Source organism: Shewanella sp. NFH-SH190041 (assembly GCF_024363255.1).
Taxonomy (GTDB): Bacteria; Pseudomonadota; Gammaproteobacteria; order Enterobacterales; family Shewanellaceae; genus Shewanella.
In genome coordinates, this window is record NZ_AP026070.1 from 3,363,989 (window position 1) to 3,375,706 (window position 11,718).

General features: G+C 46.5%; 8 protein-coding genes and 2 pseudogenes. 7 read left to right on the plus strand and 3 right to left on the minus strand.

From position 1 onward, the window contains the following. Positions 1 to 132 precede the first annotated feature (132 nt). Positions 133 to 1,455 (minus strand): 23S rRNA (uracil(1939)-C(5))-methyltransferase RlmD, encoded by a 1,323-nt coding sequence (rlmD, locus tag NFHSH190041_RS14985; RefSeq protein ID WP_261922557.1) that lies wholly within the window; start codon positions 1,453 to 1,455, stop codon positions 133 to 135. A gap of 101 nt (positions 1,456 to 1,556) precedes the next feature. Here rlmD and barA point away from each other — a divergent pair, with 101 nt between their 5' ends. Both barA and NFHSH190041_RS14995 read left to right on the plus strand, forming a co-directional pair. Next, on the plus strand, positions 1,557 to 4,397 hold the full coding sequence (gene barA / locus NFHSH190041_RS14990) for a two-component sensor histidine kinase BarA (protein WP_261922558.1): 2,841 nt from the start codon (positions 1,557 to 1,559) through the stop codon (positions 4,395 to 4,397). After that, positions 4,354 to 4,953, plus strand: coding sequence for a YjaG family protein (locus NFHSH190041_RS14995; protein WP_261922559.1), 600 nt, complete (start codon positions 4,354 to 4,356; stop codon positions 4,951 to 4,953). The genes barA and NFHSH190041_RS14995 overlap by 44 nt, the downstream gene beginning before the upstream one ends. Positions 4,954 to 5,039: 86 nt before the next feature. On the opposite strand, the gene NFHSH190041_RS15000 is transcribed toward NFHSH190041_RS14995, so the two are convergent. Beyond that, a complete protein-coding gene (locus NFHSH190041_RS15000; protein WP_261925147.1) occupies positions 5,040 to 5,960 on the minus strand; it encodes a LysR family transcriptional regulator in 921 nt (306 codons plus the stop codon). A 253-nt stretch (positions 5,961 to 6,213) separates the two neighbouring features. Here NFHSH190041_RS15000 and recN point away from each other — a divergent pair, with 253 nt between their 5' ends. Next, positions 6,214 to 7,875: a DNA repair protein RecN gene (recN, locus tag NFHSH190041_RS15005; protein WP_261922560.1), complete on the plus strand. Its 1,662-nt coding sequence runs from the start codon at positions 6,214 to 6,216 to the stop codon at positions 7,873 to 7,875. A 119-nt stretch (positions 7,876 to 7,994) separates the two neighbouring features. Further along, positions 7,995 to 8,594: pseudogene (locus NFHSH190041_RS15010) on the plus strand (ISAs1 family transposase); the annotation flags it as partial. A gap of 22 nt (positions 8,595 to 8,616) precedes the next feature. Here the strand turns inward: NFHSH190041_RS15010 and NFHSH190041_RS15015 are convergent. Further along, the gene (locus NFHSH190041_RS15015; RefSeq protein ID WP_261925010.1) at positions 8,617 to 9,501 is read right to left on the minus strand and encodes an IS1595 family transposase; all 885 of its coding nucleotides are present in this window, start codon (positions 9,499 to 9,501) and stop codon (positions 8,617 to 8,619) included. A 78-nt stretch (positions 9,502 to 9,579) separates the two neighbouring features. Between NFHSH190041_RS15015 and NFHSH190041_RS15020 the strand changes: the two are divergent. The 3 genes and pseudogenes from NFHSH190041_RS15020 to NFHSH190041_RS15030 all read left to right on the plus strand — a co-directional run. Then, positions 9,580 to 9,747, plus strand: a pseudogene (locus tag NFHSH190041_RS15020) (ISAs1 family transposase); the annotation flags it as partial. 94 nt (positions 9,748 to 9,841) lie between these two features. Then, positions 9,842 to 10,966 (plus strand): ISAs1 family transposase, encoded by a 1,125-nt coding sequence (locus NFHSH190041_RS15025; RefSeq protein ID WP_261922561.1) that lies wholly within the window; start codon positions 9,842 to 9,844, stop codon positions 10,964 to 10,966. Then, a complete protein-coding gene (locus NFHSH190041_RS15030) occupies positions 10,929 to 11,324 on the plus strand; it encodes an ISAs1 family transposase (RefSeq protein ID WP_315972946.1) in 396 nt (131 codons plus the stop codon). Before NFHSH190041_RS15025 ends, NFHSH190041_RS15030 begins: the two co-directional genes overlap by 38 nt. Positions 11,325 to 11,718 lie beyond the last annotated feature (394 nt).

Consider the following 11,718-nt stretch of genomic DNA (forward strand, 5'->3'; position numbering starts at 1 on the left):
GAGCTTGTCAAACCTCTGGACACTAACTGAGCAGATTTTTAGCAAAAAACAATTACAGCTTAATTATCATTAATTTAAGTAACGTTTTATCGCATAACCTCTCAGTGAAATCTTCTTTTTTGCCACAGATGGTTAAAGTTCAAATAATGCCATGGTTTCAATATGATGGGTTTGTGGGAACATATCGATAAGCGACACCCGACTCATCCGATACCCTTGCGCCAATAGCTGCTTACAATCCCGGCTCAGACTTGATGGGTTGCAGGAAACATAAACCACTTTGCGGGGTTTCATCCGCTTAAGCCATTGTAGACTCTCAAATGCTCCAGCTCTGGCGGGGTCCAACAGCAGTTTATCCACCCGACCAAGCCAAGGCTCAGCTGACAAATCACTGCTTAAATCGCCATGGAAGAAAGCCAGATTATCCAGTCCTGCCGCGCTGGCATTGGTACTGGCCTGACTGACCATCTCAGGCACACCTTCCACCCCAATGACTTGGGCACCAGATGCTGCCAATGGCAAACTGAAGTTCCCGACACCGCAGAAGAGATCCAATACCCGTTCACCCGCAACTGGCGCCAACCAATCAATGGCCTGCTGCACCATACGGGCATTAATGTCACCATTAACCTGAATAAAATTCCCCGGCTTAAATGCCAAGGAAAATCCAGCGACCTGATAAGCTGGCGTTACAGCATCGCCTTGCAAATCACAGCATTGGCCTTGATTATCCTGCAGTAAGACGGTCACGCCCCTATCGTGAGCAAATGCAGCCAATGCCGCTTTATCTGCAACAGAGACCGATTGCGTCACCCGTAACACTACAAAACAGCCATTATCCACCTCGATCAATTCCACATGACCAACAGAGGTTTTTAACGCCAAGGTGTTGAGTAAAGTAGATAAAGGGGCGATCAGTGCTGATAACTGCTCGGCCAGAACCGGGCAGGCATCAATGGCGATAACCTGCTTGCTGCCTTCTTGACGAAAGCCCAAGGTCAGGGTTTTATGCTGTTTGTCATACCAGGTTGCCAATCGGGCGCGACGACGATAATGCCAGCCCTCCCCAGCTATTGGCTGTTCAAGCTGAATGTCATAACCGCAGGCCCGGCTCAGCATATTCACCAAAATGTCACTTTTGATCTGCCGCTGGGTCACTAAGTCAGTATGTTGTAAATCACAACCACCGCACTGAGTATAATAGCGACACGGAGCCGCACAGCGGCTTGGCGCTGGAGTATCAATCTGCAATAGCTTGCCCCGGGCATACTGTTTTTTCTGCTCGGTTAATTGCGCCGTGACAGTTTCACCTGGCAGGGCACCGGGAATAAACACCACTTTTCCTTGGTGCTGCGCCATACCCGCGCCCAGATGATCCAACTGGGTCACTTTCAGCTGTAACTTTGCCGACAACTGCTTGGATCTATTTGGTTTTGCTTTAAAAAATTGTGCCATACCGGCCTCAAAATCAATAAATAACTGGCAAAGGCTGCCCGGTTTCTGGCAGTCTTGTACCATTAATAAGAGTTTTGTAATTAAAGGGTTATCCCATCACCATGAACAATGCCAATGATATGACCAAATACAGCCTGCGGGCTTGGGTGCTGGTTCTGGCATTGGCACCAACGGTTCTGGTGGGGATCCTGCTGGGCAGCTATTTTACCATAGATAGATTCTATGAGCTTGAGCAGACACTGATAGAACAGGGCAGTAATATTATCGACCCATTGGCGATTGCCAGTGAACCCGGGTTAGAACATAACGACAGAGAAGCCAGTAAACGCCTGCTGGCCAGCGCCCAGCTCAACCGCTCGCCTTTAGTGAAATCCATCGCTATTTTTGACCGCCATAATCAGCTATTCGTCACATCCCATTACCACAAAGATTTTGAAATCATGCGGTATAACGGCCCACTGGATAGCTTACGCCACACTGAACACCAAACCATTGGCGATGTGCTGATCCTACGCAGCCCGATTTTTGATACTCGCGCCAGTGGAGAGTTGCAATTGGCGGCCAGTGAAAATGAGCCCAAGCTGGCCCAAACTGGACATCAAGAGCCATTGGGGTATATCGCCCTGATGCTCAATAAAGAAAAAACCCTGCTGGAGTATCATCGTTCGGCGGTGGCGGCTTTTATTATTGTGCTGATCGGAGTGCAATTAAATCTGCTATTTACCTTCCGGCTGGTGAAAAATGTCACCCAGCCAATTACCGAAATGGTGCGTGTGGTTGCCAAAATCCGCGAAGGAAAATTGGATACCCGGCTTGATGGCAATCTGATTGGTGAGTTAGATCTGCTAAAACGCGGTATCAATGCCATGGCCGGGTCTTTGTCGGAATACCATGATGAAATGCAGCAAAATATTGATCAGGCGACCTCAGATCTGCGTGAAACCTTGGAACAGATTGAAATTCAAAACGTAGAGCTGGATTTAGCGAAAAAACGGGCGCTGGAAGCGAGCCGGATCAAATCTGAATTTCTGGCCAATATGTCCCACGAACTGCGCACCCCCTTAAACGGTGTGATCGGCTTTGCCCGCCAATTAATTAAAACGCCGCTACATGCCAGCCAACAAGAATATATCCGCACCATTGAACGTAGCGCCACCAACCTGCTGGGGATCATTAATGATATTCTCGATTTCTCCAAACTGGAGGCGGGGAAAATGGTCTTGGAAAATATGCCCTTTGCCCTGCGGGATATGCTGGATGACACCATAGCGCTGGTTGCTGGCAGCGCCCGGGAAAAAGGGCTGGAGCTAGTCGTCGATATCGACCCTGATGTCAGTGATAGTGTGAGTGGCGATGCCATGCGCGTTGGGCAAATCATCACGAATTTGGTGGGGAACGCAATCAAATTTACCGATGAAGGCAGCGTGCTGCTACGGATAAGACAAGTGGGCAACAGCAAGGATAAAGTCACTCTGCGCTGTGAAGTGATTGACTCAGGTATCGGCATAGATGAAAGCCAACAAGAGATGCTGTTTCAGGCTTTTGGGCAGGCTGATTCTTCCATTTCCCGCCGTTTTGGCGGTACTGGGCTGGGATTAGTGATCACCAAACGCCTGATTAATCAGATGGGTGGCCAAATCGGCTTTAAATCCAGCCCAGGTGATGGTTCAACCTTCTGGTTTGTGTTGCCGCTCAACGCCAGTCAATTTCCCATCGGCGGCAATCAATCACTGGAAAAACTGCAAGGCAGTAGTATCACCCTGTATGAGCCGAGGGAATTGTCCCGCAATATGCTGCTACGTCGGCTGGAAAGCTGGGATATGACGGTCATTGAACTCAAAGACTTATCTGCACTGCGCCGCCATATCCGTGAGCAGCGCCGCAGTGATTATATGCTGCTGAGTAATCAAGGGCTCAGTGATGAAACAGAGCTAACCGAATTACTGGCTCAGTGTCGGCCGCTGACAGCACACTTATTATTGCTGGATGATAACCCCCTCCCCCACTTGCTCAGTGAACAGGGACGCCATTTGGTGGATAAGGTACTACAACCACCGGTTGGCGATCATATGCTGGGTCGTAATCTTATGTTTGCCGGCGGCGGTGAAGCCTTGCCTGCGGCCTCTTTGCCCCAGACGATGCCAGCTACTCGCCACAGTTTGAGCGTGCTGGCGGTGGATGACAATCTGGCCAACCTTAAACTTATCGACACACTGCTTAATGAGCTGGTCAGTACCGTCATTGCAGTAAATAGTGGCGATAAAGCTGTTGCCCAAGCGAAAAACCGGCATTTTGATCTGATATTTATGGATATCCAGATGCCAGGCACTGATGGCATTACGGCAACCCGGCAAATCCGGCAGGAATCACTCAATCGCAACACGCCAATTATTGCCGTCACAGCCCATGCCATCGCAGAGGAGCGGGAGCGTATCCTAGGCAGCGGCATGGACGGTTACCTGGCCAAGCCAATTGATGAAGCAGCACTAAAGGGCGTCATTAGCCGTTGGATCACCCGCCCCAAATTTACCCATTTTGATCTCCACACCCTAAACTGGGAGCTGTGCTTAACCCAAGCCAACCAAAAAACCGATCTGGCTTTGGATATGCTGCGCATGATGCTCGACTCCCTGCCCCAAACCATCAGCCAGATGGAAACTGCTTTAGAGCAATATGATGAGAGCCTGATGCTAACCACAGTACATAAACTGCATGGTGCCAGCTGTTATTGTGGTGTTCCCAACACGCAAAAGCTATGTCAGGAAATTGAGTCCGCCCTAAAGCGGGGTTCCAGTGTGGCTGAGCTCGAGCCAGAAATTCTCGAGTTACTTGACGAGTTAAGTAAGGTAGAATCGGCAGCAAAGCAAGTGATCTCGCAGCTATCAGCGGAAATATCAGATGACAAACAAGACAGGTTTCTTCAAACGCCTAAAGGCGCTTGATCCCCTTCAAAAGCAATTATTTGCCACCGCGCTATGTCAGCGTATGTACCCTAACTATCAGCTTTTTTCTGAAGTGTGTGAATTTGGTGATGCCAAAGTACTCGCAACGGCACTGGAGCTGGCATGGCAATCTTTGTATGACCGCAAGCTGAAGTTCAATATTGATGTGCATCTGGAACGCTTAGATGCCATTACCCCGGAACCAACCGATTTTATTGTTTATGGTGCCTATCCAGCGATGGATGCTGCGGTAGCAGTTACCGCACTGCTCAGTGCGATTCAAGGTAAGCAAGAAGACGATATGATCAATATCAGTAAATTGTCTTCTGCCACTGTGGCCAATTATATTGAAGCGACACTGGATACCGAACTGACCGGCGATGCACTGGATGATATGGTGTTTGCCCATGAAGTGATGCAAGAAGAACGGGAGCTGCAGGCGTCACTGCTTGATATCATTGAGCAAAATGCCAAAGTCAGTGCCGACTTGGTAAAAGAGCTGCGCCGAGAAATTATCAGCTCAGGTGTCTCCAATATCGGTATCAGTGCTGAGTAATACTTTGTTTAAGCGCTCAAACTAGTTGCTTAGCAAATACTAAAAAGGGACCTATGCGGTCCCTTTTTATTACCCAATAACAGGCACTACTCTTTAATTACGGGATTTGGCGCCATAGAAAACAATTCCGAAGCTTTGGCCTGCATAAATTCAATAAACAGTCGAACCTTGAGCGGCTGCTGACTGCGCTGATGATATTGAATGGAGATACGCCGTTTTTCACCAATCCACTCCGGCAGCAACACCTGCAACTCACCACTGGCCAACTGTTGTTTTACAAACAGCTCTGGACCATAAAGAATCCCGCCATCAGCAACAGCCGATTCAATTGCGCCATGCAGATCTGTCAACGTCAGTTGGGCTGGACCATCATAATAATAACTTTCCCCCTGTGGATGGCGTAGCAACCAGTTAAACAGTGGCCAGACTTTGATTAGCTTATGGTGCGGTAGCTCCGATGGGTGCAATAAATCCCCCGCCTTAGCCAAATAGCCGGGCGAAGCCACTAAACGATAATCCAATACGCCTAAGGTACTGGATACCCAAGATGAATCCGGCTGAGTACCGCCGACAATGGCAATATCTACACCTTTATCTATCAGATCCACCACTTGGTTGGACTGGGAGATATGCAATTTAATGTCCGGATACAGGCGACAAAATTCATTAATGGCCTGCATAAACATAATTGAGACAATGGAAATCGGTGCCGCAATCCGCAGCGTGCCTTCCGGCTTGTCATTACCGGCACCGGATAGCTCATCAAATTGGCTGACCAGCGCATGATAACGCTGGAACATATCCAGCCCTTCCTCGGTCAGGCGCAATTTACGGGTGCTGCGCATAAACAGCTGCTGATCCAACTGAGCTTCCAATTTCGCCAGCTTACGACTGACGGTGGCTATTGGCATGGATAGCTCTTTGGCGGCAGCTGAAAAACTGCCCGCATTAACCAAATGCACAAATAAATAAATCAGTTCCAAGTCACTGCCAGGATTTTCCCGCACCACATTTTCCCCTTATTACTGGTTATGTCAGAAATTGTACTCTCCCTGTTACAAGTCTCCAGAATGTTTTTTCAGTTTCCTGATCTGCATGACCCAAGTTGCTGATATTTTAACTTGCTTCACTGTTAAGTCGGTTTTTTGAGCAAAATATAGCCCTGATTGTTTACTGTATATAAAATCAGTATATACTGTTCATCAATACAGTATTGGCTTTGTTAACCATCACAAGAGTATTCCAGACAGGAAACCCGCTATGCTCTGCCAACTCAGCATCAATAATTTTGCCATTGTGCGCTTTCTTGAATTGGACTTCGGTCCGGGTATGACCAGCATTACCGGTGAAACCGGTGCCGGTAAATCTATCGCCATCGATGCGCTTGGGCTTTGCCTTGGCAACCGGGCCGATGCCGCCAGCGTCCGCCCCGGCGCAAGCAAAACTGAGGTCAGTGCCAGCTTTTCCCTGCATGATGTACCTTTGGCCAAACGTTGGCTGGAAGATAATGATCTTGAATTAGAGCAAGACTGTATTTTGCGCCGCACCATCAGTGCTGATGGTCGTTCTCGAGCTTACATCAATGGTAATCCGGTACCGCTGCAGCAACTCAAAGGGCTGGGGCAACTCTTAGTTGGCATTCATGGGCAACACGCCCACCATGCGATGCTCAAAGCTGAGCATCAACTGACCCTTGTTGACAGTTATGCTAACCATCAGCAGCTGCTGGAAAATGTCGCCAAGGCGTATCAAGCTTATAAACATACTGAAGCTGAGCTAAAGCGTCTGCAACAATCCGCTCAAGAGCGACAAGCCCGCAAACAGTTATTGCAATACCAAGTCGAAGAGCTGGATGAATTTGCCCTGATGCCAGGGGAATTTGAGCAAATCGAAACGGAACACAAACGTCTGGCCAATGGCAGTGCCTTGATTGAAACCTGTGAGCATGGGTTATATCTGCTCAGTGAAGGGGAAGACGGTAATGTTGAATCACTGCTCAATAAAGCCGTTGCCCTGGCTGATGAATTAAAAGAATTTGATCCCGCATTGGAATCTATCGGCAGCATGCTCAATGAAGCACTGATTTCCGTGCAAGAAAGTGCCGCAGAACTCCAACGCTATCAAAGTCATCTTGAGTTAGACCCAGAGCATTTTGCACAGCTGGAAAGCCGATTATCACAGGCAATGCAACTGGCGCGTAAACATCAGGTTAGCGCCAATGAATTAGCAACCCACCATCAGGCATTGAAAGCTGAGCTGGAAGGGATAGACAGTGATAACAGCAAACTTGAGTCTATTGAAGATGCACTCAATGACAGCCGAGACGCTTATCTGGTACAAGCCAGAAAACTGAGCCAGAGCCGTCAGCGTTATGCTAAAGAGCTGGATAACTTGGTCACTTGCTCTATCCATCAACTGAATATGCCCAATGGCCAGTTTGAAATTGATATCAGTTTCAGTGACAGTCAGATGTCACCGCTGGGCTCAGACAAACTGGAATTTCTAGTCAGCACCAACCCGGGACAACCACTTCAGCCGCTGGCAAAAGTTGCCTCAGGTGGTGAGCTATCCCGGATTGGCTTGGGAATTCAAGTGATTACAGCTCAAAAAGTGGCAACGCCAACCCTGATTTTTGATGAAGTGGATGTGGGGATTTCCGGGCCAACGGCTGCGGTAGTCGGCAATATGTTGCGACAGCTTGGACAATCCACCCAGGTATTTTGTGTGACTCACCTGCCACAAGTTGCTGGTAATGGACACCAACATATGTTCGTCAATAAATCCAACAGTGACGGACAGACAGAAACCTCCATGAAGCCATTAAATCATGATCAGCGTATCGAAGAGCTGGCTCGACTGTTAGGTGGTGATACTATTACCAGTAATACTTTGGCTAACGCCCGCGAACTATTAAAAAGCTAATCACTTAGGCTCGCGTAGTCGCTACTGCGCGAGCCTTGATCCTCCCAGTGCCAGGGCGGGATCGCACTTTATTAAAAAATATGATCAAATAGCGGCGTCTTTTATTATTGGTCATTGCTATGGACTTGTTTGAACACCTCTCCGTCGTTACCGAAACACGCTCTGACATTAATCGTCGGCACGATCTTATTGATGTCATCTTTCTTGTTATTAGTGCCATTGCCTCAGGAGCTGAGGGTTGGCGCGATATTCAAGAGTTTGGGGACAATAAAATTGATTGGTTAAAGCAGTACCGTTTGTATGAATCAGGTGTTCCCCGCCGGCACACGATTGCGCGCATCTTGCGCGCTATTGAAGTCGAATCACTGCTGTTAGCCCTATTAAGCTGGGCCAATGAGCATCGTTACCATTCTGGTAAGCCACTGATTGCACTGGATGGCAAGGTACTTCGAGGGGCTTATCGTAATAACCCCAAGCAAGCATTGCAGCTTGTTACTGCATACGACTGTGAGAACGGACTCGTTCTCAGCCAGCGGCCGACAGCCAATAAAAACGGTGAAATCAAAGTTGTACGACAGATGCTCAAAGTCCTTGATATCAAAGGTGCCGTCATCACTATGGATGCACTCCATTGCCAGCGTGAAACGCTTGAGTTAATCAGCAGTAAGAAAGCTCATGTCGTTGTTCAAGTTAAGAAAAATCAACCTCTACTGCATAAATTTACATGCCTATGCACTTTGCTCAGCATGAGTTCATAGGTGAATGAAAAATAGCTATATTTAACAACCGCATAGGAATTTGTTTTTCTATTCTTCTGCGATTAAAACGATAAATGAACTCATTGAGGTATTCCTGTACATATTTTTTGGATATTCCGTGGAATGTGCCCTGAATAAATGTTTTCAGGTTGCTAATGGCGATATGTACCCACGGGAGCCACTCATCAACCAATTCTTTCGGCGTCACTCTGGCTTCGTGATGCTGGGTTTTATCAATGATAGTCAATGCACGTAGCCCATCTGAGCGAACATATTGATTGGGGAGAATATGCGCTTGCACAAATTGCTCGACACTTTGGTGGCTGATACGGTTAACAGCCTGCATGGCAATATAGCCGGCTCGTTCACCTTGGGTTTCAACGGCCACAATTATCGGTGTTTTCCCTGCCGCGCCTCGACCACGTTTACCTTTTTGTTTGCCGCCAACCAAGCAATCATCCAATTCTATGTTGCCAGATAACCAATACAGTCTGTCTCTGTGCCCCATTGCGATACGCAATTTTTTCAGTATCAACCTTGCCGTTCGCCAGTTAACTTCAATGAGCTTTTTGAGCCGTAATGCTGATATTCCGCCTTTGTCTGACCCTATAAAATAAATGGCCGTAAACCATTTAGACAGCGGGATATGCGTGCCGTGAAACAGCGTGTCAGATGTCACGGATGTTTGCTTATGGCACTGACAGCATTCATAAAGCTCACGGGTATGGATTTGATAGGCTTGACGATGACCACATTTAGGGCAGATAAATCCATCCGGCCATCGCTGCATTTTCAGGTAATCAAGACAGGCATTTTCTGAATGAAATTGACGTTGCCAATCTATAAAGCTCATTTCTGACATGTTCATCATAAAACCCTCCACAAGAAGCGATTTATGGTTCTATATTACGCCCAAACTGACCGAGGTGCATAGGCATGTAAATTTATTCGTTCTCAATTCCAAACTCTGTGTGATGCCAATAAGGAAAAGGTCATTACTGAAGTTATTCAGCAAGCTCATGGGCGTACAGAAGCACGTTACGTCTTTCAGTTAAAGGCTAAGCTCACCCCGGAGTTAATAGAGAAATGGCCGACCATCCGCAGTTTCATTGCAGGGTGAGATCGCGAACGTTTTGTAATCAATTCACATATCTTGATTGACCAGCGGATCAATCTGTGAACATATACTGCTTTTTAGCGATAGCGCCATGATCACAGATGCATTTTCAGAGTACTTCTCAAACATTACAGATCCTCGCCAGAAAGCAAAAATCAGTTATTTGCTGTTCGATGTTTTGTTTCTGACAGTCTGTGCAATCATTGCTGGAGCTAACGGGTGGGAAGATATTGAAGATTTTGGTGAAGCTCATTTTGATTGGCTCCAGTCTAAAGGGTTATTTAAGTCAGGACTGCCGGTTCATGACACCATAGCTCGGATCATTTCTTGCCTTGACCCTACTCAGTTTCAACAGTGTTTCATCAAATGGATGGCACAAGTTTCAGCCGTCAGTGACGGGCAACTGATCGCGATTGACGGTAAAACATTGCGCGGTTCCTATCATCGGGAAGACCGACAGTCCACCATTCATATGGTCAGCGCCTTTGCAACAGCAAATGGTGTCGTCATGGGACAATTAAAAACCGATGATAAATCCAATGAAATCACTGCGTTACCAGCATTACTGCAGGTATTAGAGCTTAAAGGATGTTTGGTATCTATTGATGCCATGGGGTGTCAGACAGAGATCGCCGAAACCATTGTAAATCGAGGTGGTGACTACCTTTTGGCTGTTAAAGGTAATCAAAAAACACTGCATGAAACCGTGAGTTCAGCGCTAAAACCTCATATCAAAACAGCAATAACTTGCTTGGAAAACAGCCATAGTCGCAGTGAAGCGCGTGCTTATGCCGTTATCACTGCTGATGAGTTAGCGAAGCAATTTCCCAAATGGCCCAAACTTTCAAGTATTGGTGCAACCATGAGCTATCGACGTACAAAAAATGGCAAAGAATCATTGGAATATCGCTACTACATCAGTTCAGCGTCTTTGACCACAACACAGTTTGCCAACGCCGTTCGGGGCCATTGGGGCATCGAAAATAGTCTGCATTGGGTGCTGGATGCTTCACTGTCAGAAGATAGTTGTCAAATTTATCGAGATAACGCTGCCGAGGTTTTAGCCGTCGTACGGCATATGGCCGTGAATATGCTACGAAGCGAAACCACAAAGAAAGCAAGTATTCGCCGCAAGCAAAACATTGCCGCAATGAAGCCAAACTATCTTGAAAAGGTACTTGCTTCAGGGTTTACAACAGAGTTGGATAAAAACTAAGCATTCATGCTCTCACCCTGGTTTCATTGCGGTGGAGCGCCATCGTACTCAAGATGGTAAAACCTCAATCGATACCAGCTTCTACGTCAGCTCTTTATCACCAAAACATAAGCTTTTAGGACACTATATTCGTCAACACTGGCGTATTGAAAATAGTCAACATTACATCCTTGATGTTGTTTTTAAAGAGGATGCTTCGCGCATTGCAATGGGTGATGCCGTTGAAAATATGGCGCTATTTCGCCGGTTTGTGATGAACCTGTTGCAGCAGTGCCATTGTGATGCACCAAGCCAACGAAATAAGATAAAAAAGGCGGGCTGGAATGATGATTATCGTTCAAAGGTCTTCTTTGGATAAAAAGTCATCGAAGTATGCTCTCGCCCTGCTCCCAGTGCAGTAAAATGCCAGTCATAATGTATTTATTCATTTGATTTAAATATGTGTGTTTAATTATTCTTCTTCACAATATTGTGCATACCAGCCCACTATATACATTTCTATAGGCTTTATTACCGTATCCCTGACGTGGAAACATCATCACAGCCATGCTTATTAAGTAACACATTTAGAATACGCTTTTGTATTAAATATATATCCATCAATAGTGATATATATTTAAAATATAATTCTACCTGAAGACATTTAACTGATATTTTAACCAGAAATCAATATGGTTATAGTTAAATGTTTGATTAACGTGACAACTATTGTTTTATAAACACCAACATTTAAACTAGATAAAATTATTTAT

What these genes read in the sequence shown, in the direction of transcription:
- NFHSH190041_RS15025 (WP_261922561.1), top strand. Translation starts at nt 9,842, where the DNA reads ATGATCACAGATGCATTTTCAGAGTACTTCTCAAACATTACAGATCCT.
- NFHSH190041_RS15015 (WP_261925010.1), bottom strand. Translation starts at nt 9,501, where the DNA reads ATGAACATGTCAGAAATGAGCTTTATAGATTGGCAACGTCAATTTCAT.
- recN (WP_261922560.1), top strand. Translation starts at nt 6,214, where the DNA reads ATGCTCTGCCAACTCAGCATCAATAATTTTGCCATTGTGCGCTTTCTT.
- barA (WP_261922558.1), top strand. Translation starts at nt 1,557, where the DNA reads ATGAACAATGCCAATGATATGACCAAATACAGCCTGCGGGCTTGGGTG.
- NFHSH190041_RS14995 (WP_261922559.1), top strand. Translation starts at nt 4,354, where the DNA reads ATGACAAACAAGACAGGTTTCTTCAAACGCCTAAAGGCGCTTGATCCC.
- rlmD (WP_261922557.1), bottom strand. Translation starts at nt 1,455, where the DNA reads ATGGCACAATTTTTTAAAGCAAAACCAAATAGATCCAAGCAGTTGTCG.